This is a genomic window from Saliniramus sp., from assembly GCF_035311605.1.
Classification (GTDB): domain Bacteria; phylum Pseudomonadota; class Alphaproteobacteria; order Rhizobiales; family Beijerinckiaceae; genus Saliniramus.
Genome location: NZ_DATGCW010000235.1, coordinates 1 through 19,119 on the forward strand (window position 1 = coordinate 1; position 19,119 = coordinate 19,119).

General features: G+C 63.9%; 18 protein-coding genes and 1 pseudogene. 8 read left to right on the plus strand and 11 right to left on the minus strand.

Features of this window, described 5'->3' with window-relative positions; translation table 11 throughout:
• Positions 1–216: 216 nt before the first annotated feature.
• The 3 genes from VKP01_RS10550 to ubiE all read right to left on the minus strand — a co-directional run bounded on the left by VKP01_RS10550 (position 217) and on the right by ubiE (position 3,123).
• Positions 217–735 carry a DUF488 domain-containing protein gene (locus VKP01_RS10550; protein WP_324412102.1) on the minus strand — a complete coding sequence of 173 codons (519 nt, stop codon included), beginning with the start codon at positions 733–735 and terminating at the stop codon, positions 217–219.
• A gap of 65 nt (positions 736–800) precedes the next feature.
• On the minus strand, positions 801–2,372 hold the full coding sequence (ubiB, locus tag VKP01_RS10555; protein ID WP_324412103.1) for a 2-polyprenylphenol 6-hydroxylase: 1,572 nt from the start codon (positions 2,370–2,372) through the stop codon (positions 801–803).
• A gap of 1 nt (position 2,373) precedes the next feature.
• Positions 2,374–3,123 carry a bifunctional demethylmenaquinone methyltransferase/2-methoxy-6-polyprenyl-1,4-benzoquinol methylase UbiE gene (gene ubiE, locus VKP01_RS10560; RefSeq protein WP_324412104.1) on the minus strand — a complete coding sequence of 250 codons (750 nt, stop codon included), beginning with the start codon at positions 3,121–3,123 and terminating at the stop codon, positions 2,374–2,376.
• A gap of 100 nt (positions 3,124–3,223) precedes the next feature.
• Between ubiE and mutM the strand changes: the two genes are divergently transcribed.
• Positions 3,224–4,108 (plus strand): bifunctional DNA-formamidopyrimidine glycosylase/DNA-(apurinic or apyrimidinic site) lyase, encoded by an 885-nt coding sequence (gene mutM / locus VKP01_RS10565; RefSeq protein WP_324412105.1) that lies wholly within the window; start codon positions 3,224–3,226, stop codon positions 4,106–4,108.
• Between the two features lie 8 nt (positions 4,109–4,116).
• Here mutM and trhA read toward each other — a convergent pair whose 3' ends face one another.
• The 4 genes from trhA to VKP01_RS10585 form a co-directional block, all read right to left on the minus strand.
• Complete coding sequence (gene trhA, locus VKP01_RS10570) at positions 4,117–4,794, minus strand: PAQR family membrane homeostasis protein TrhA (protein WP_324412106.1); 678 nt, start codon at positions 4,792–4,794, stop codon at positions 4,117–4,119.
• 224 nt (positions 4,795–5,018) lie between these two features.
• Positions 5,019–5,459, minus strand: a complete 441-nt coding sequence (locus VKP01_RS10575; protein WP_324412107.1) for a VOC family protein — start codon at positions 5,457–5,459, stop codon at positions 5,019–5,021.
• 110 nt (positions 5,460–5,569) lie between these two features.
• Complete coding sequence (locus VKP01_RS10580; protein ID WP_324412108.1) at positions 5,570–9,424, minus strand: sensor domain-containing protein; 3,855 nt, start codon at positions 9,422–9,424, stop codon at positions 5,570–5,572.
• Between the two features lie 114 nt (positions 9,425–9,538).
• A complete protein-coding gene (locus tag VKP01_RS10585) occupies positions 9,539–9,895 on the minus strand; it encodes a hypothetical protein (RefSeq protein ID WP_324412109.1) in 357 nt (118 codons plus the stop codon).
• Positions 9,896–10,085: 190 nt separating this feature from the next.
• Between VKP01_RS10585 and VKP01_RS10590 the strand changes: the two genes are divergently transcribed.
• The 7 genes from VKP01_RS10590 (at position 10,086) to VKP01_RS10620 (ending at position 16,010) form a co-directional block, all read left to right on the plus strand.
• Positions 10,086–11,327 carry a YeeE/YedE family protein gene (locus VKP01_RS10590; RefSeq protein WP_324412110.1) on the plus strand — a complete coding sequence of 414 codons (1,242 nt, stop codon included), beginning with the start codon at positions 10,086–10,088 and terminating at the stop codon, positions 11,325–11,327.
• Positions 11,328–11,423: 96 nt separating this feature from the next.
• Positions 11,424–11,741, plus strand: coding sequence for a c-type cytochrome (locus tag VKP01_RS10595; protein ID WP_324412111.1), 318 nt, complete (start codon positions 11,424–11,426; stop codon positions 11,739–11,741).
• Positions 11,742–11,751: 10 nt separating this feature from the next.
• A complete protein-coding gene (locus tag VKP01_RS10600) occupies positions 11,752–13,059 on the plus strand; it encodes an FCSD flavin-binding domain-containing protein (RefSeq protein WP_324412112.1) in 1,308 nt (435 codons plus the stop codon).
• Between the two features lie 12 nt (positions 13,060–13,071).
• On the plus strand, positions 13,072–13,524 hold the full coding sequence (locus tag VKP01_RS10605) for a thiosulfate oxidation carrier protein SoxY (RefSeq protein ID WP_324412113.1): 453 nt from the start codon (positions 13,072–13,074) through the stop codon (positions 13,522–13,524).
• Positions 13,525–13,546: 22 nt separating this feature from the next.
• A complete protein-coding gene (locus VKP01_RS10610) occupies positions 13,547–13,852 on the plus strand; it encodes a thiosulfate oxidation carrier complex protein SoxZ (RefSeq protein WP_324412114.1) in 306 nt (101 codons plus the stop codon).
• Positions 13,853–13,986: 134 nt separating this feature from the next.
• Entirely contained in the window at positions 13,987–15,363 is a 1,377-nt protein-coding gene (locus VKP01_RS10615) for a sensor histidine kinase (protein WP_324412115.1), read from the plus strand.
• A gap of 227 nt (positions 15,364–15,590) precedes the next feature.
• Complete coding sequence (locus VKP01_RS10620; RefSeq protein WP_324412116.1) at positions 15,591–16,010, plus strand: hypothetical protein; 420 nt, start codon at positions 15,591–15,593, stop codon at positions 16,008–16,010.
• A gap of 80 nt (positions 16,011–16,090) precedes the next feature.
• Here the strand turns inward: VKP01_RS10620 and VKP01_RS10625 are convergent, their stop codons facing one another.
• The 4 genes and pseudogenes from VKP01_RS10625 to VKP01_RS10640 all read right to left on the minus strand — a co-directional run.
• Complete coding sequence (locus tag VKP01_RS10625; protein WP_324412117.1) at positions 16,091–16,783, minus strand: DUF2848 domain-containing protein; 693 nt, start codon at positions 16,781–16,783, stop codon at positions 16,091–16,093.
• 130 nt (positions 16,784–16,913) lie between these two features.
• Complete coding sequence (locus VKP01_RS10630) at positions 16,914–18,191, minus strand: TRAP transporter large permease (protein WP_324412118.1); 1,278 nt, start codon at positions 18,189–18,191, stop codon at positions 16,914–16,916.
• Complete coding sequence (locus tag VKP01_RS10635; RefSeq protein WP_324412119.1) at positions 18,188–18,763, minus strand: TRAP transporter small permease; 576 nt, start codon at positions 18,761–18,763, stop codon at positions 18,188–18,190. The genes VKP01_RS10630 and VKP01_RS10635 overlap by 4 nt, the downstream gene beginning before the upstream one ends.
• Before the next feature lie 14 nt (positions 18,764–18,777).
• Positions 18,778–19,119, minus strand: a pseudogene (locus VKP01_RS10640) (C4-dicarboxylate ABC transporter substrate-binding protein); the annotation flags it as partial.

The window sequence follows — 19,119 nt, forward strand, 5'->3', positions numbered from 1 at the left end:
TTTTGCTTCATGTGCCCGCTCACTTGAATTCGATCTTCGAAGACCCTGCAACTCTCGCGGCGCTTGTCCTGCGGCGCAAGCTCGTACTCAAAATCGACCCAGTCCCAACGACGGAACGTACTGCCCTCATCGAGTTGCCGAAACCGGATCGGATAGAGCCACTTCCACGCCCCCTCCACCGTCACACCGGCGCAGCAGACCGTTTCCTGGTGCTTCCTACTCGGCTGCGGCAAGGCCTTTACGAGGATCAGGGCGCGGGATCGTTGAAGCATCCTGGCTATACTTTTCCAGCTTGTCCGCAAACAGATGAAAAATTCCCGCCGACAAGCGCTCGCCGATCCGCTCAGCGACGATCAGGCGGTGGCAGGTTGCCGGATCGCGCTCATAGCAGAGAAGGCAGGTTGGCTCATCGGCAACATAATCCGCAAGATCCCCGAGTGCATCATGCGACTCATGCAACTTTAAATGATTCGTATAGATATTCAAGAATTCCTGATGGCGCCCGGCGCGCGCAGCTTCCCGCCCCGGCTTCGGATCGCCGAGCGCGCGAAACTGCGCGTAGCGGATTCCCGCCTCGGCGAGACGCGCCGCGAGAGCGGTCTTCGAAAAACCCTTCTTGCGCGAAACTGCAACGGCGCGAACATCCGCGACCTTGCGGATGCCGGCGACTTCCAGCGTTTCGACGAAGCGCTCGATATCGTTGCCCTCATAGCCGATGGTGAAGATCGCCGTCATCGCATCCCCTCCCTTGGCACACCGAATCGCGCCCGATGATGGCGTATCATGCCTTAACACAATCCTCACCCGCCATTCACCACCCCCACCACCAGCGCGATGGCGATGACCCATAGCGCACCCACGAGCAAGCGCGAACGCCACGCGCCGGCCTCTCCGGCGCGCTCGATCGAGCGGGGGGCAAGGCTGAGGCCGTTTTCGGTGTCACGTTCGAGCTGCGTGAGAAGCCGCTCGGCGCGTATCGCCATATCCGGAGCGCGGGCGGCGATGCCCGCGAGCGTTGAAAGACCGCGGCCCGCATCCTCGATCTTGCCCACGGGGCCGAGATTGCGCTCGATCCATTCACGCACCACCGGGTCGGAGACCTTCCAGATATCGAGATGCGGATCGAGATGGCGGCACACGCCCTCGACCACGACCATGGTCTTTTGCAGCATCACGAGCTCGGTGCGCGTCTCCATGTCGAAGATCGCGGTGATCTCGAAGAGCAGCCCGAGCACGCGCGCCATCGAGATCTGATCGGCGCGGCGGTTGTGGATCGGCTCGCCGATGGCGCGGATCGCCTGGGCGAAATCGAGCACCGAATGATGCCTCGGCACATATCCTGCCTCGAAATGCACCTGCGCCACACGCAGGTAATCGCGCCGGATGAAACCGAGCAGGATTTCGGCGAGGAAGCGCTGCTCGCGAAATCCGATCCGCCCCATGATACCCGCATCGATGGCGACGAGCTTGCCTTGCGCATCCACGAAGAGATTGCCCGGATGCATGTCGGCATGAAAGAAGCCGTCGCGAATGGCCTGACGCAGGAAGCTCTGCAACACGACCCGCGAGAGGATTTCGCGATCATGCCCGGCCGCGTCGATCGCTTCGAGCTTGTTCAGCTTGATGCCGTCGATCCACTCCATCGTGAGCACATCGCGGTCCGTGTAATCCCATTCGGGAACCGGAACGCGGAATTCCTCGTCCCTCTCGGTATTCTCCGCAAGCTCGGAGAGGGCCGCCGCTTCGAGGCGCAGATCCATCTCGATGGTGACAGAACGCGCGAGCGTCTCGACCACCTCGCGCATGCGCAGCCGCCGCGCCTCTGGCGAGATCGCCTCGGCGAGGCGGGCAGCGAAGCGCATCGCCTGCAGATCGCGGGCGAAGCGTCCACGTATGCCGGGCCGCACGATTTTCACGGCCACGGGCTTGTCACCCTGTCGCGTCTTCAACAACGCCTTGTGCACCTGGGCGATCGAGGCAGCGGCGACGGGCGGGCCGAATTCTGCAAAGACCGCGCTGATCGGACGCCCGAGCGTTTCCGTGAGCGTTGCTTCCGCAAGCTCCTGCGGGAACGCCTCCATACGATCCTGCAACGCTTCGAGATCGCGCGCAGCGGCAAAGCCGACGATATCGGGGCGCGTGGCGAGGAACTGGCCGAATTTCACATAGGACGGCCCAAGACGCGCCATGGCCTTGGCCATGCGCGCCGGGTCGTTTTCCGCGCCGCTTCGCTCGAACATTCTGGCGATTTTCAGCCCGAGTTGCGCCATCGGCGGCAGCGGGTGCGGATCCACTCGCGAGAAGACGCCCTCCCGGGCGAGAACGTAGCCGGCCCTGATATTGCGGGCGATATGAACCAGCGCACCGAACACGTCAGATCTTCCAGCCGGAATGCAGACAGACGATCCCGCCGGTCATCGCCTTCCAGGTGACGCGCCGGAAGCCGGCTTCCTCGATCATCTGGGCAAACAGCCCGGGCGGCGGGAAGCGGCGGATCGATTCGACGAGATAGCGGTAACTCTCGGCATCCCCCGTCACCATCTTTCCCATCCGGGGAATGACGTTGAAGGAATAAAGGTCATAGACCTTGTCGAGGCCGGGCATGTCGACCTTCGAAAATTCGAGGCACAGGAACCGCCCGCCCGGTCGCAGCACGCGGAACGCCTCGGACAGCGCGCGCTCCATGCGCGGCACGTTGCGGATGCCGAAGGCGATGGTGTAGCCGTCGAAGCTCTTATCCTCGAAGGGCAGATCCTCGGCATTGGCCTCGACGAAATCAACCTGCCCCGCATGCTGCGCCGGTACCCGTTCGCGCCCCACATCCAGCATGTCGCCATTGATGTCGAGCACCGTGACATGCGTTTGCGGGCCGCCGCGATCAAGGATGCGAAAGGCGATGTCACCGGTCCCGCCGGCAACATCGAGATGCTTGAAGGGCCGCGTGCGCGAAGGCGAGAGCGCGGTCGCCATCGCGTCCTTCCAGGGCCGGTGCAGTCCCGCACTCATCAGGTCGTTCATGATGTCGTAGCGCCGCGCCACCGAGCGGAACACGTCATCGACGCGCCCCTGCTTTTCCTCCAGCGGAATATCCTGATAGCCGAAATGCGTGGTGTCGCCGCTCATGATGCCGCCCGCTCTGTGAAACTCACGCGTATCTGATAGCGAAACCACGCGCCTCTGGCTATGTAAGGCAGCGAGGAAATTCGTCACGGGGTGATGATCAATGCCGGAACTGCCTGAAGTCGAAACGGTCCGGCGGGGGCTTCAGCCCGCCATGGAGGGGCGGCGGATCACGCAGATGCGGGTGAACCGGCCCGATCTGCGCTTTCCCTTTCCGTCCCGCTTCGCCGCGCGGCTCACCGGCGCGCGGATCGATTCGCTCGAGCGGCGGGCGAAATATCTGGTGGCGCGACTCTCCACTGGCGAGGCGCTGATCATGCATCTGGGCATGACGGGCCGCTTCCTGATCGAGACACCGGATGCGCTGATCGCCCCCGGAGAATTCCACCGCGAGCCCGGCGCCGGGGCGATCCACGACCATGTGATCTTCTCGCTCGAAGGCGATGCCCGCGTTACCTATAACGACGTGCGCCGCTTCGGCTACATGGATCTCGTCCCGCTCGACAGCCTCGCGGAATGCAGGCATTTCAAGGGTCTGGGGCTGGAGCCGCTGGGCAATGCGCTCTCGGGCGCGGTGATCGCGAAGCTGTTTGCCGGCAAGTTCGCCCCGCTCAAGGCCGCGCTTCTCGATCAGCGGCTGATTGCGGGGCTGGGGAATATCTATGTCTGCGAGGCTTTGTTTCGCGCGCGCCTCAACCCGGAAGCGCCGGCCGGCAGCATCGCCACGAAGACCGGGCGCCCGCGTGCCGCAGCGCATCGGCTCGCGGAAACGATCCGCGACGTTCTCACCGAGGCCGTCGCTGCCGGCGGCTCGACCCTGCGCGACTTCGCGCATACCGATGGAACGCTCGGCTATTTCCAGCATGGGTTCAGGGTCTATGATCGCGAGGGCGAGCCCTGCGTCACGCCGGGCTGCGGCGGCACGGTGACGCGCATCGTGCAATCGGGCCGCTCGACCTTCTACTGCCCGCTCTGCCAGAAGCGCTGAGCGGGCCCTCAGGCTGCGGCACGCGCCAGCGTGGCATCCCAGATCGCCGCATAGAACAGCGCACTGCCGACCAGCACGAAGACGTGCCAGATGGCGTTGTGAAAGCGCAGCCCCTTCCACAGATGGAAGATCACGCCGGTGGAATAGACGATGCCGCCCGCCGCGACCAACGCCAGCGTCGTCGCAGAAAGCGATTGGTAGACGACGCCCCCCGCCGCCAGACCGCTCCAGCCCAGCCCGAGATAGAGAACAATCGACAACCGGTCGAGGCGCCCGGGCAATCCGATTTTCAAGGCGACGCCGATCACTGCGATCAGCCAGATCGCCGCCAGCAGGATCGTCGCGCTGCCGTGGTCGTCGAGCAGGATCAGGAAAGGCGTATAAGTGCCTGCGATCAGGAGATAGATCGCTGCGTGGTCGAAGCGGCGCAGCACCCATTTCACGCGCGAGGCGGGCCACATGTTGTAGAGCGCGGAGATCGCCTTCACCGCGACGAGGCCGGCTGCATAGATGCCGAGCGCGACGACGAGCGCCGTTTCCGCTCCGCGTGCGGCAACGCCCAGCAGCAGTGCGACACCGATCAGCGCAGCAATGAGCCCCGCCACATGCACCGCTCCGTCCGCCCAGAGTTCGGCCCGGTCATGGGTCCATCTGACGCTTGCCGGCGGCGTGAAGGTAGATCGCATGTTACGGCCCCTTGCAGGCTTGAACGTACGATCCCTGCTATCGTGCAGCCCTGTGTCATGCGTGTGGCGAAAGGCCCGCCGATGAGGCGTTCGCTCAAGAACGATAATGACGCTCTCACACGCACTTCATGGCGTGCGCGATTTGCCTGCCCAGGGGGAGCCATTGAATGGGACAAGCCCACCATCCGCCACGCGACGCAGCCGCGTGGCGGCAAAGCGTCGGCTCACCAGCTTCCGGTATTCTCCATCGAGGCCCAGGGCTCCTGCGAGGGCAGCGGCTCGCCGCGCTGCAACAGCTCGACCGAGATGCCGTCCGGCGACTTGATGAAGGCCATGAAGCCATCACGTGGCGGGCGGTTGATGGTGACACCCTGATCCATCAGCTTCTGGCAGGTGGCGTAGATATCATCGACGCGATAGGCGAGATGGCCGAAATTGCGCCCGCCACCATATTCATGCTCGTCCCAGTTATAGGTGAGTTCGAGCAGCGGCGCGCGGGTCTCCTGGGCGCGTTCGATATCCTTCTCGGCGGCAAGGAAGATCAGGGTGAAGCGCCCCTTCTCGTTCTCTACGCGACGCACTTCCGTCATGCCGAGCTTGTTGCAGAAGAAATCGAGCGCCTTGTCGACATCGCCGACGCGGATCATCGTGTGCAGGTATTCCATGGCCATCCTCCCTTTAGAACGCTTCCCGGATATGGGGTGTTGCCCGCGGGCCTGTCAAACCGGCGCGAGGGGACGAGTGACCAATACCGCCTCGGCAGATCGCCGCGCGTTCAGGCCCTGCCCGCGCCATCAAGGAACGCACGGCGTTCGCTGAGAGTTGCAAGAAAGTCGTCGATGGAGACGGGGCGGCCGAAGAAATAACCCTGATAGGCCTCGCAGCCACCTTCGAGCAGACGCGTCAGCTGACCTGCGGTCTCGACACCCTCGGCGATCACGGCGAGATCGAGGGCCTTGCCCATCCGGATGATGGTCTCGACGATCGTGGCGGCGCGCTCGCTCTCCAATATATCTGCGACGAAGGCCTGATCGACCTTGATCTCGTCGAAGGGCAGCCGCTTCAGATAGGTCAACGAGGAATAGCCGGTCCCGAAATCATCAAGCGAGAAACGGAAACCTTTCTCACGCAGGGACTGCATGCGACCGATCGCAAAGTTCATATCGTCGAGGAACAGGCTCTCGGTCAGCTCGAGCTTGAGGCAGGCAGGGTCGACGCCGTGGTATTTCGCCGCGAGCTCCATCAGGATCGCAAAATCAGGCTCGCGGAATTGCCGGGTGCTGATGTTGATCGCCATGGTGAAGCCGGCATCGCCGAATTCGGCTTGTATCCGGGCGAGTTGTTCGCAAGCCATTTCGATGACGCGGCGCCCGATCGGAACGATCAGGCCGGTCTCCTCGGCCACAGGGATGAAATCTGCAGGTGAAACGAAGCCGCGCTCCGGATGCTGCCAGCGCACCAGCGCCTCGGCGCCGGTAATCGCGCCGACGCGGTCGACCTGCGGCTGGAGATGCAGGAAGAAGGCATCTTCCTCGAGGGCCATGCGCAGATCCGCCTCCAGACCGGCCCGGCGCATCACCGATTGCTCCATCTCCATCGTGAAGAAGCAGATATTGTCGCGCCCGCTCGCCTTGGCCTCGTACATGGCAAGATCAGCATGACGCAGCAGCGTCTCCACGTCACCTGTCTCGGAGCCGAAGACACGGATACCGATGCTGGGCGAGACGTAGTGATTGTGGCCCGCGAGATCATAAGAGGCGTTGAGGCCACTGCGCAGCCGTTCCGCCACCTGCCCTGCCTGGATCCCCGCCTCGCGCAGATCCGGGGACAGGTTGCGCAGGATGACCACGAACTCGTCACCGCCCAGCCGCGCGACGAGATCGCCGTCACCGACGCGGCTGCGCAGGCGCTCGGCAACCGCTACCAGCAGACTGTCTCCCTTGTCGTGTCCGAACGTGTCGTTGAGTGTCTTGAAATTGTCGAGGTCGAGAAAGAGCAAAGCCGCGTGCCGCCCGGAAGCGGCCGTCTCGGTCAGCGCCTCGGCCAGCCTGTGCATCAGCTGCGGTCGGTTGGGCAGATTGGTCAGGGCATCGAAGAAGGCCAGCCGCTCGACCTCTTCCAGGGCGGCATGGCGCTCGGTGATGTCGACCATGGTACCGAAGACGCCCGTCACCACGCCATGCATGTCATGCTCGGCCTCGCAATAGATCTCGACGCGACGCGACTCGCCGACGCGGTGCGAACAGCGCGCCTCCCAACGCAATTCGCCAACGCCGCCGGCGAAGAGGCGGGCGATGCGCTTGCGGAACGCCTCGCTGTCGCGCGCATCCATGAAACCGTCGAGATCGGCACCAAGCGCGTCTTCGGCGGGAATGCCAAGCAGATTCTCGAATGCATCGTTCAGGAAAATCAGTTTGCCCTGCTTGTCCGTGCGGAAGATCACTTCACGCACGCGATTCACCACGTCACGATAGCGTTTTTCGCCGTCACGCAAGGCCGTATCCGCACGTCGGCGCGCCATGGCACTGGCGAGAATATCGGCAAAGACACGCAACAGATGACTCTCCAGCGCGCTCCACTCCCGCAACGCCACAACGGCATCGAACCCAACGAAGCCGATCAGGGTCTCGTCTTCGATGACGGGCATGAGAATGACCGAGCGGATATCCTGTGCGTCGAACAGCTTGTGCTCCTCGCTCCAGGTTGCCGGCAGGCTGGCGACATCGTTCACGATCACGGTTTCATGGTTGGCCAGATGACGGAAAACCGCCGAGATGCCGGAGACCGGGAAATCCTGCAGCATGTCGATCTGCGGTGTGATCCCCTGTGCCACCCATTCATGGGTATTGGTCATGGTCCGGGAGTCGGCGTCGAAGACGAAGAGATAACTGCGGTCTGCACCACAGAACCGGCCGATGCGCTGGAGCGCGAGGGTGACCAGGTTGTCCCAATCAGTGTCGCGCATATTGACGAATTGCGTCGACAGCGCCGTCAGAAGCCGCATGAAGGCTTCGCGGTGCTCGAGCCGGATCTGCGCGTGCCGCGCCTGCGTCGTCTCGCGGGCGACGCCGATCACGCCCAGCGCCTCTCCGGCGGCGTCGCGCAAAGGCGACAGACGCAGATCGTACCAGAGCTCCTCGCCCTCGCAGTCGACCGGGAAGTCGATGGTTGTGGGAATGCCGCATTCACGCACGCGCACCATGCATTCGTCGATCAGACCGATCAGAGCCGACGGGAGGGATGAATCGGGAAGCCTGCGCCCAAGCAGGCCGGCGGGATCGAAGACCCGCCGCTGCGTCTCCGGCACGAAAACTTCGCTGAAACGCGCATCGCGATCGAGGACGAGCACGACATCGTCGATGCTGGATAACAAGGCCCGGAAGCGCGCCTGGCTCGCATGCAGGGCCACGGCGCGCTCACGCAACACGCGTTCCGTCTGCGCGCGACGCCCTCCCACGAAGAAGCTGACGAGCGTCAGCCCAAGCGTCAGCGGCAACCCCGCAGCCAGGGCAGGCACGGCGGATTCGACGAAGGAGGGTGTCTCGTGCTCCGGCGCTTGCAAGCCGAGCAAGAGCATTCCATCACCGGCAAAGACGGGCACGAAACGGCAGATATCGTCCGCCCCGCAGCCTTCGGAGCCATTGGCTGTCGAATCCGGATCGAAACCCGAGACCACACCGACAGGCGGATCCCGGCCATCCTCAACGGCAGGCTTCACGCCGAGCAAAACGACCGTCCCGCGCGCAACCGCCGAACCGAGCGTCTCATCGAGAAGATAGGCATGCAGCAGATCACGCGCGACCCGCGATTGCGCTTCGGACGTCCTCGGATCGGCATGCGGCAGCGTGGATACCGTACGCGCCAGCGCACTATTCACCTGCTGGCCCAGGTGATGCGCGGTTCTCATGAAATCGCGATGCGCGCGGTCGATCCGCGCGTCGTGAATGGCGAGGGCGATGATCAGCATCGTGATACAGCCGAACACGACGAAATAGACGGCCTCGGCGGCGCGCAGCATCCGTGAGTTTCGTGCGCCGCTGCCCCAGCGATAATGGAAGATCAGACTACCCATCATCAGCAGGACGATGAGCGGCGCGAACAGGCTGATCGTGTCATGACGCGCCATGTCACGCACGGCAACGAGCTGTGCGAGCGGTATCACACCATGCAACACGGCATGACCACTCTCCAGCCGCCGCACGGATACGACACCCGCCCTATCCGCCGTGATCACGGCGCCGGGCCTCGCGCCCGCCTCGGCCTGCGGATCGATCTGCAGATCGACGAGGCCGCGTGGGCCCGTCCCGATCAGAAACGGCGCACCCTCATCGGGAAGGAACGCGATACCGGAGACGGGATAATCGGGGAGGGTTGCGAGTTTCGCGACCAGCCGCGCAATCCGGTCTCGCGCCGCAGCGCCGGGGCCCTCGCCACCAAACGCAGCTTCCAGCAGGCGGGAATCGAAGGTATCCGCGATGGCCTCGATGGCGAAGCGTGTTTCAGCCTGAAGGTTGCGCTCCGCCACATCCGCACGCCAGGCCATCGCCGCGAGCATGCAGGCAATCAATACGACCCCACCGATAACGGCGAGGGCCGCGCGCAAAAGTGACGGTTTGGCTTGCCTGATCATGGTTCCGCCGGTCAACTGCATACGCTGACCGTAGGGGAAACATGTAAAGGATTCGCAATCACATCAATTCAAATCAGCTTTTCTCATAATTTTCTCAGTTGCCTCCGGGCTTATTCATCCTCCCGCGAACAGCCCCGCCGCAGCATCCTCGCGACTGTTCAATCGAGCTGATCGTGCAGACACCAGGCAATCGCGTGCATGCCGTGAATCCCGATAGCGTTGACCCTGATCACCTTTCCCAGAAGCGGATTCAGCGGTGTGTCGAAATCGGTATCGATGCGAAATTTCTCCACGACGGGCGCCGGCGGGCAGCGTGGCGCGCGGATCGATCCCGCCCCTGTCCGTGAGCCTTTCCGTGAAGAAAGCGCTTCTTTCTTCAAAGGCGACGCGCAGGGGCACGACCCACGCGTCATTGTCGTGAAGCACCTGAATGCGCGGGCTCATGGTTTCGGGAGCGGGGATGATCTGCATCTCGGAAAGTCTCCCCCTCAAAACATACGTTGTAATTAAGGTGATTAAATTTAATTACAAAATTAAAGGTTATTACGCAGCGTAACACGGAAATCGTTGCATTTATGAGCTGATTGCGGCAATCAGGGAGAATGAAATCACGCGCTTGCAAAAAAGACCGTTCAGGTTTCGCGCAAAGGGTGGAGCCGCAATGACGCGCCACGCCGCCGTTTCTTCCGCGACGCCCGGCCATGTGCCGGGCCTGCCGCGACCGCAACGCATCGTCGTCCTGCTCGCGCTCGCCGCGCTGATCGGCTTTGCCGGCCACGTCTTTTCCGACTCGGGCTGGCGGCTGGCGGCGCTCTGGCTGATCGGCGCCGGGCTCGGCTTTGCGCTCTACCATGCAGCTTTCGGCTTCACCGGCGCCTACCGGGTGCTGATCACCCGCGGCAAGAGCGCCTCGGTGCGCGCGCAGATGCTGATGCTCGCGGTCGCCGTCGTGATCTTCTTTCCCGCGATAGAGGCCGGCTCCGTCTTCGGCAATCCGGTGCGCGGATTCGTTTTCCCCGCCGGTTGGGAAGTCGCGATCGGTGCGTTTCTCTTCGGGATCGGCATGCAGCTGGGCGGCGGCTGCGCCTCGGGCACGCTCTACACCTCCGGCGGCGGCGATACGCGCAGCCTGATCACCCTCACCTTCTTCATCATCGGCATGACCATTGGCGCCTGGGACATGGAGCGCTGGCAGGATCTGCCGGCCCTGCCCCCGATTTCGCTGCCCGAGACCCTCGGCCTCTGGCCGGCGCTGACGCTCCAGCTCGCGCTCTTCGCCGCCATCGCCTGGATGCTGGCGCGGCGCGAACGCCGGCTGCACGGCCATGTCGAGCCGATCTTCGCGCGTCACCAACGCCACTTCCTCACGGGCCCATGGCCCTTCGCCTGGGCGGCGCTGGCGCTGGCGCTCCTCAATGCCGCGACGCTGGTGGTCGCGGGACGGCCCTGGGCAATCACCCAGTCCTTTGCGCATTGGGGTTCACTCGTGGTCGACTATCTGAGTATCGATGATCCCTTCTTCTGGGCCTATTGGAGCGACCCCACCCGCGTCGATCTCCTGCATCGCCCGCTGGATCACGATTCGATGACGCTGATGAACGTCTCGCTCATTCTGGGTGCTTTCCTCGCCGCCGGCCTTGCTGGACGCTTCCGGCCCGGCTGGCGGATCGGCCTGCGCCCTCTGGCGGCAGCGATCATCGGCGGCCTCCTGCTCGGCTACGGCGCGCGCATGGCGCTGGGCTGCAATATCAGCGCCTTCTTCTCCGGCGTCGCCTCGGGGAGCCTGCATGGCTGGATCTGGATCATTGCAGCCCTGCCCGGAACATGGCTCGGCACCTCTCTGCGCCCCCTCTTCGCCCTCGATCCGAAGAGCAGTGAGGCGAGCCATAAACACATCAATTAATGTAGAATTAAATATTAAAACGGCTGTTGATGTATTTTTTTGCATGCGCTAGCCTGAGAATGTAATTTGATTGGTTCCACGGAATTGGGGAAGTCGATGTCTTTCTTGTCACAGGCCCTGCGGGGCGGCGCGCTGGCGCTGGTACTGGGGGCGGTCGCACCGGTCGGCGCGGCGCAGGCCGAGGAAATCCGCACACCGATGATCGCGCAGGGCTGCGCCGGTTGCCACGGCCAGTCCGGTGCCGGCATGGGCTCGGTGCCGCGAATCGCGGGCTATGGGCGTGATGCCTTCATCGCGACATGGGAATCGTTTCGCAAGGACGAGCGCCCTGCGACCATCATGAACCGCATTGCGCCCGGCTATACCGACGACGAAGTCGCCGCGCTCGCCGATTACTTTTCGCAGCTGCGCTGAGGATTTTGCCATGAATGGATTTTCGCCCAAACTCACGCGCCGTCACTTCGGCGCCCTCCTCGCCGGCAGCGCCGTCACCCTCGCCGCCCCCGCGATCCTGCGCGCCGATACCGGCCCGCGCCTCGTTGTGATCGGCGGCGGCTTCGGTGGTGCCAGCGCGGCCCGGTTCGCGCGGATCAACTATCCGGATGTGAACGTCACGCTGATCGAGCCCTATGACAGCTTCGTCACCTGCCCCTATGGCAATCTGATCCTCGGCGGCAAGCGTGAGTTGCCGCAGATCACCCACAGCTATGATGGCCTGCGCGCGCGCGGTGTCGATTTGGTGCAGAACCGGGCCAGGGATATCGATCCGGTGGCGAAGCAGGTCACGCTCGCCGACGACACGCAGATCGCCTATGACAAGCTCATCGTCTCGCCGGGCATCGGCCTGCGCTGGGATGCGATCGAGGGCTATGACGAGGCCGCATCCGAGATCTTCCCGCATGCCTGGATGGGAGGTGACGGCAGCCAGATCAGCATTCTGCGCCGCCAGCTCGAGGCTCTGCCCGAGGGCGGTGTGGTGGGTCTGGCGATTCCGCCCAATCCGTTCCGCTGCCCGCCCGGCCCCTATGAGCGCATCTCGATGATCGCGCATCATCTGAAGCAGCATAACCCGCGCGCCAAGATCCTCGCCTTCGACGCCAAGGACGGCTTCTCGAAGCAGGGCCTGTTCCAGGACGGCTGGGCCGAGCTCTATGGCGATATGATCGCGTGGATTCCCGCCAGCCAGGACGGCACCATCACCGCGGTCGATCCGCAAGAAAAGGTCTTCATCAGCGAGTTCGGCGAGCGCCACAAGGTGGATGTCGGCAACGTCATCCCGCCGCAATATGCCGCCGCCATCGCCCGCGATACGGGCCTTGCCGATGACAGCGGCTGGGTCCCGGTCGATCCGCTGACTTTCGCCGCCGAAGCCGCGCCGGACATTCACGTGATCGGGGACGCCAATATCGGATCGCCGATGCCGAAATCCGGCTATGTGGCCAATTCCACCTCGAAGCAGGCCGTCGCTGCAGCGATTGCCGATCTGCGCGGCGAAGCGGCGCCCGGGGATCCGGTCTATTTCAATACGTGCTATAGTCATCTTGGCGATGATTACGCTGTTTCGGTTGCGGCTATCTTCCGCAAGGATGGCGAAGGCGGTATAACGGCGACACCGGATTCGGGTGGCCTCTCGCCGCGCGGGCCGCTCTCGGAGCTGGCTTATAACCGCCGGCGCGAGGCTGAATATGCCGATGCCTGGTATGACAGCATCACGACGGACATGTTCTCGTAAGGAGGACTTTGCATGACGATCCATCGCCGCGCATTCCTGAGCGCTTCCGCCGCCTTCGTCGCCCTGACGATCAGCCCCAAGCCATTCGCCTGGGCCGATCTTGATGACGAGGTCGCGGCAGCGATCCGCGCGGCGATCGACGGGCGGGAGGTGACCGAAGGCGGGATTGAACTCGACCTGCCCGATATCGCGGCAAACGGCGCCTCGGTGCCGCTCGGGGTAATGGTGGAAAGCCCGATGACGGCGGATGACCACGTGCTGGCCATCCATGTCTTCGCCACGCGCAACCCCGCCCCCGGGATCGGCGTCTTCCGTCTTGGCCCCGCCAATGGGCGCGCGGAGGTTACGACACGTATCCGTCTGGCTCGGGATCAAGAAGTGATCGTGCTGGCCGAATTATCAGACGGCACGCTCCTGCGCCAGAGCGCCTTCGTCGAGGTTTCCGTCGGCGGCTGCACCACCTGAGCCTGCGAGAGAGGGAAGAGCCATGTCACGCCCCCGCGTCCGCCTGCCCGGTTCCGCCTCCGCCGGTGAGGTGATCGAGATCCGCACGCTGATCAATCACCCGATGATCACCGGCCTCTCCTCCCCCGAGCCGCGCGACATGCTCGCACGGCTGGAAGTGCGCATGAATGGCGAGCCGGTCTTCACCTATGATTTCGATAATGGCAGCTCCGCCAACCCGTACCACGTCTTCTTCGTGCGCATTGAAGAGACGAGCGATTTCAGCTTCGTCTGGACGCATGAGGATGGCGAGGAATTCACCTTCGAGGGGCAGGTGAGCGTGGGGTGAGGGTTCGGATCCGCAGTGCGCACGCGACTGCTTCACGTCCTCGAACGACACGCCGGCCCCGGGCATGTCTCTGAAAGCCTCTCTTTTGATGCAGCAAGCTTGAAGGAGTCGCCCGATTACGCTCACATGCGCCGATGAAGCTTTTTGCAAACCGCCCCATCGCGATTCGGCTGGCGGTCTCGGCGCTGTTCTGGAGTTTCACGATCCTGCTGGTGGCCGGGGTGATCCTCGTCGCCTTATATCGTGAAACCACGGAAGAGACCTTCGACCGGCGGCTTCTGGTCTATGTTACCGCGCTCTCCGCCGACATTGCGGCGGGTGACGAGTCGCGCGGGGCGCAGGCGGCGGGGGATCCGTTCTTCGATCTGCCGCTCTCGGGCTGGTACTGGCAGATCGCCCAGCCCGGTGCCGCGCTTCGCGATATCCGCACCTCGCTCTCGCTCGTCGGCGCGACCCTGCCGGCCCTGGATGCGCAGGCCGAGACGGATCCAGGGAGCGGAATCCGGCGCGGTTATGCCGAGGGCCCTGACGGGCGCGCGCTGCGGCTGATCGAGCGTGACATCCGGGTTGGTGACGATATGCATTACGTCATCAGCGTCGCCGGCCCCTCAGATGAGATCGCGGCGGACGTGCGTGGTTTCACCCTCGCGATCAGCCTCACCTTCGCCGCGCTCGGCCTCGCGCTCGCCCTCTCGACCTTGCTGCAGATCCGCTTCGGCCTCTCGCCCCTGCAGCGCCTGCGCGCGGCGCTGATCAGCGTACGACGCGGCGAGGCGGAGCGGATCGCCGGCGATTATCCGCGCGACATCGCGCCACTGGCCGGCGAGATCAATCTGCTGATCGAGAGCAATCGCGACATTCTGGAGCGCGCCCGCACCCAGCTCGGCAATCTCGCCCATGCGTTGAAGACACCGTTGACGGTGCTCGTCAACGAGGCCCAGGGGCGTGAAGACCCCCTCGCCCGCACCGTCGAGGAGCAGGCGCGGATCATGCGCGATCAGGTGACCTATCACCTCGACCGCGCCCGCGCCGCAGCTCTTGCCGGCACACTCGGCTCGATCACCCCGGTCAAGCCGGTGGCGGAGGCGCTCGCGCGCACCTTTGCACGCATCTATCGCGACAAGGATATCGCCTTCGATTTCAAGGGGCTGGAGGCCGCGCAGTTTCGCGGCGAGAAGCAGGATCTCGAGGAGATGCTCGGCAATCTGCTCGACAATGCCTGCAAATGGGCCGAATCCCGCGTCTCCCTGCAGGCGCGTGCCGGTGGCGACGACGAAGCGCCGCGACTCGTCCTGGTCATCACCGATGACGGCCCCGGCGTCCCCGATCCGGCTGCGCGGGCGCAGATGCTGCAACGCGGCCAGCGCCTCGACGAATCGAAACCCGGTTCAGGTCTCGGACTGTCGATCGTCGCCGATCTCGTGGCGCTCTATCGCGGGCGCCTGCGGCTCGAGAATGCCGCGATGGGCGGGCTGGAGATAATCCTGGAGCTCCCCGGCAACGGCAGCTGAAGCCCCGGGGTTCGTTCAGTCGCCATTCAGGCGCGATCAGCTTGATTGGCCGTGCTGGTCTTTCAGCGCGCTGGCCGGTCGGGCTCGCCGGATCGCGCGCTGCGGCATTTTTGGAAAAATCGCATCATCGCATCCGTCAGCAGCAACCGGCTGACGGCTTGATGCCGTTGGGAGAAGTTAGAATGCGTTTCGGTAAAGCAACCGCTGGTGCGGCACTGATCAGTATTATGGCACTCGGTGCCTGCGCACCGCAGGGTATGGGGCCGCGACAGGAAGTCGGCATCGTGTCGGGCGCACTGCTCGGCGGTACGGCCGGCCACCTGATTGGACGTGGCGATGGCGCCTCGACCCTCGCCGGTGCGTTGCTCGGCGGCATTATCGGCGGGGCGGTCGGCGCCGATCTCGACGAGCAAGAGCGCATTCGCGCCGCGCGAGCGGAGTTCCGAGCGCTCGATACGGGAAGCCCGATGACCTGGCAGGGTGATCGCCGCGATGTCCGCGGCGAAGTAGTCCCCGGCCCGCGCTTCTTGGAAGGCCGTCAGTTCTGCCGCGAATATACGCATACGATCTATATAGGCGGTCGCCCGCAGGAGGGTTACGGCACGGCCTGCCGCCAGCCCGACGGCTCCTGGCGTATCGTCAGCTGAGGCGGCGGCGGCGGAAGGCGCACCGGCGCGCCTTCCGCTGATCGGCAATGCGGACCGATAAAGACGCCGCGCCCGCGCGCTCAGGCGATGACGGGCAGAGCCTTCGCGCGATAGCTATGCGCGATGCGGCGATCGCGCTCAGGGTCATGCAATTCCATGTGGAACTGGCCGGCCGGGCGCACGCCGCCCATGGCACCGAACGTCCCGCACATCATCGCAGTGCCCGGTGCGAGCCGCTCGCCCTGCGCGAAGGGCGATGTCGCCATCAGCTCGGCGAGCGGGCGAATCGCCGCGAGTGTACCCTGCTGGTAGAGCTGCCATTCGGCATCATCAGCGTCGCGGATCCAGGAGGTCAGGACGAGATCATCCAGGCGGTCACGCAAATCATCGAAACGCCAGAGCTGCCGTGCGACGGGTTTGGCGCAGGCCTGCTTCGAGAAGGCGACGGAGACGCTCTCCAGCTTGCGGTCGGTATGATCGGAGCCGAGCCCGAGCCAGAGGGCCTCACCATCATCGATGATCAGCGGCTCGATTTCGCCGGAGGCCTCACCACCGAGGAATTCGACATCCTCGGCCTGCGTCAGCAATTGCGCCGAGAGGCGATAGAACAGCGGCACCTGCGAGGGCGCCGGTACACCGAGCGCGGCAAGCTCCGCGATATGGTGATCCACCGCCGCACGGTCCCGCGCGGTCCAGCCGGCGACGACGAGATTGTCGATGGTTATCGTCTTCGTACCGGTATCGTCGGTATCGTATTGCAGGGTTACGCTCACGGGGCCTCCAGAGATTTTCTCAAGTGAATTTTTCTTGCCGGATTTTCTTGCCGGATTTTCTTGCTTGATACGAGACGCGGCGCGCTTGCCGCACGCCGCGTCGCACTCGACACTTCCTTCAGCCGATTGCCTATAATCCAGGCAGGAACAGGGCGAGCTGCGGGAACAGGATCAGCGCCAGGATCATGATGAACATCCCGACCACATAGGGGAACGCACCGATCATCACATCCGAGAAGCGCCCCTTCGCCCGCGCCGCCTGCACCACATAGAGGTTGAGCCCGACCGGCGGCGTGATCAGCGCCATCTCGACGAGCACGATGACGAGGATACCGAACCAGATCGGATCGAAGCCGAGCCCGACCACGACGGGAACCACAATCGGGATCGTCGCGATCATCAGCGCCATGGTTTCGATGAAGAAGCCGAGCACGATATAGAGTGCGATGATGACGAACAGGGTCTGGTAGGGGCCGAGACCGAGATTATCGAGCAGGGCGGTCAGCTCGCGCCCGAGCCCGGCGGCGCCGAGGGTGTAATTCAGGAAATAGGCGCCGACGATGACGAACATCACCATGGCCGTGGTGCGTACAGTGCCGATCAGGGAATCCATGATCACTTTCAGCGTGAGCCCGCGATTGGCCGTGGCGATCAGCGCGGCCATGGCGACACCGATCGCCGCCGATTCCGTCGGCGTTGCCCAACCGGCATAAATCGAACCGATCACTACGCCGAAGAGCGCCAGAAGCGGGACCAGGTGCTTCAGCCCCGAGAACCGCTCTCCCCACGACGCACTGCGGCTCGGGCCCCCGAGGGAGGGGTAGAGCTTGCACAGGATCGCGGTGATCACCATGAAGCCGATGGCGAGCAGCAGCCCTGGGATCAGGCCCGCGAGGAAGAGGCGCGGGATCGAGGTTTCGGTGAGGAAGCCGTAGATGATCAGGTTGATCGAAGGCGGGATCATGATCCCCAGCGTTCCTCCGGCGGCGATCGCACCGGCAAACAGACGCTGATCGTAGCCGAGGCGCTCCGCCTGCGGCATAGCCACGGTCGCCACCGTCGCGGCCGTCGCGACCGATGAGCCGGAGGTGGCTGAGAACATCGTCGCAGTGCCGATATTGGCGTGGATCAGGCCGCCCGGCAGCCAGGAGAACCAGGAATCGAGCGCGCGATAGGTGCGTTCTGCGATACCGGCGCGCACGAGAAACTCGCCGAGCAGCACGAAGAACGGGATCGCGATCAGAAGACCGCTGTCGGAGGACGACCACACCCGCTCGCCAAGCCCCCGGATCAGGGGGAAGGGCGAATAGAAGTAGTCGACTCCGAAGCCGAGCAGGAAGAGCACGACGCCCACCGGCAGGGAGAGGGCGAGCAGCCCGAGCAGCGCACCACCGACGGAAAAAATCATATCTCTTCCTCCATTTCGGAGCCGATACCACCAACGGATTGAACCGTGTCGAAACGCTGCATCAGCATCAGGGCGATGATGCAGATACTCACCATTGCGGCCACGAAAGTGAGCCAGGCCCAACCGGCGAGCCAGATCGATTGGGGAATCCACAAAGGCGTTTCGAGCGGCGTATTCGCACGCGAACCCGTCTCCCACGAACGATAGAAGACCCGCCAGCCATAGGATGTGACCAGCGCCGCCACGAAGGTCAGCGAGGCAGCAGCCGCCAGATCGAAGATCGCGCGGCCCGCCGCCGGGAGCTGTCCCGTGAGCACGTCGATGCGCACATGGGCGCGCTCGACCAGCGCATAGGAAAAGCCCCAGGCGGCGACGCCCGCAATGACGTAGCCCGAGATCTCATCCGAGCCGCCGAGCCCCCTGCCCGCGAACTGGCGCAGGCAAATGTCGACGAGGATGAACATCACCGTCGCGAGCAGAACGACGCCGCCGATCAGGGCGATGGCATAGTTGATCCGGCTCAAGAGGCCGAAGACACGCATCGGCCAGGATTGCGCACGTCGTTCGCTCATGACGAAGCTCCCACTCAGTTCGTGGAGATTTCGATATCGACCACCTGGCCGACCGTCTCGTTCCAACGCGTCACCCATTCCTCACCGGCACGCTCGGCCCAATCAGGCAGAACACGGGTGGTGAGGGCCTCAGTTGCGGTGGCCATGTCCTCGTCAGACGCCTCGACCAGGATCATGCCCGCATTCTCGCCGGCAGCACATTCGCCATCGGTAAGGCAGGCAATGTCACGCTCCAGCGCACCCTGCGCATCGGCCCAGGCCGGCTCCTCGAACTCGGTGGTGATCGTGTTCTGGATGAATTCCTGTGTTTCCGCAGAGAGGCTTTCCCAACGCTCCAGGCTCATCGCGGTCACGAC

Excerpts from the sequence above, each read along its gene's own strand:
- VKP01_RS10605 (WP_324412113.1), top strand. The coding sequence starts at position 13,072 with ATGACGATCCATCGCCGCGCATTCCTGAGCGCTTCCGCCGCCTTCGTC.
- mutM (WP_324412105.1), top strand. The coding sequence starts at position 3,224 with ATGCCGGAACTGCCTGAAGTCGAAACGGTCCGGCGGGGGCTTCAGCCC.
- VKP01_RS10635 (WP_324412119.1), bottom strand. The coding sequence starts at position 18,763 with ATGAGCGAACGACGTGCGCAATCCTGGCCGATGCGTGTCTTCGGCCTC.
- VKP01_RS10615 (WP_324412115.1), top strand. The coding sequence starts at position 13,987 with ATGAAGCTTTTTGCAAACCGCCCCATCGCGATTCGGCTGGCGGTCTCG.
- VKP01_RS10585 (WP_324412109.1), bottom strand. The coding sequence starts at position 9,895 with ATGCAGATCATCCCCGCTCCCGAAACCATGAGCCCGCGCATTCAGGTG.
- VKP01_RS10575 (WP_324412107.1), bottom strand. The coding sequence starts at position 5,459 with ATGGAATACCTGCACACGATGATCCGCGTCGGCGATGTCGACAAGGCG.
- VKP01_RS10595 (WP_324412111.1), top strand. The coding sequence starts at position 11,424 with ATGTCTTTCTTGTCACAGGCCCTGCGGGGCGGCGCGCTGGCGCTGGTA.
- VKP01_RS10590 (WP_324412110.1), top strand. The coding sequence starts at position 10,086 with ATGACGCGCCACGCCGCCGTTTCTTCCGCGACGCCCGGCCATGTGCCG.
- VKP01_RS10630 (WP_324412118.1), bottom strand. The coding sequence starts at position 18,191 with ATGATTTTTTCCGTCGGTGGTGCGCTGCTCGGGCTGCTCGCCCTCTCC.
- ubiE (WP_324412104.1), bottom strand. The coding sequence starts at position 3,123 with ATGAGCGGCGACACCACGCATTTCGGCTATCAGGATATTCCGCTGGAG.
- VKP01_RS10550 (WP_324412102.1), bottom strand. The coding sequence starts at position 735 with ATGACGGCGATCTTCACCATCGGCTATGAGGGCAACGATATCGAGCGC.
- trhA (WP_324412106.1), bottom strand. The coding sequence starts at position 4,794 with ATGCGATCTACCTTCACGCCGCCGGCAAGCGTCAGATGGACCCATGAC.
- VKP01_RS10620 (WP_324412116.1), top strand. The coding sequence starts at position 15,591 with ATGGCACTCGGTGCCTGCGCACCGCAGGGTATGGGGCCGCGACAGGAA.
- VKP01_RS10600 (WP_324412112.1), top strand. The coding sequence starts at position 11,752 with ATGAATGGATTTTCGCCCAAACTCACGCGCCGTCACTTCGGCGCCCTC.
- VKP01_RS10580 (WP_324412108.1), bottom strand. The coding sequence starts at position 9,424 with ATGATCAGGCAAGCCAAACCGTCACTTTTGCGCGCGGCCCTCGCCGTT.
- VKP01_RS10610 (WP_324412114.1), top strand. The coding sequence starts at position 13,547 with ATGTCACGCCCCCGCGTCCGCCTGCCCGGTTCCGCCTCCGCCGGTGAG.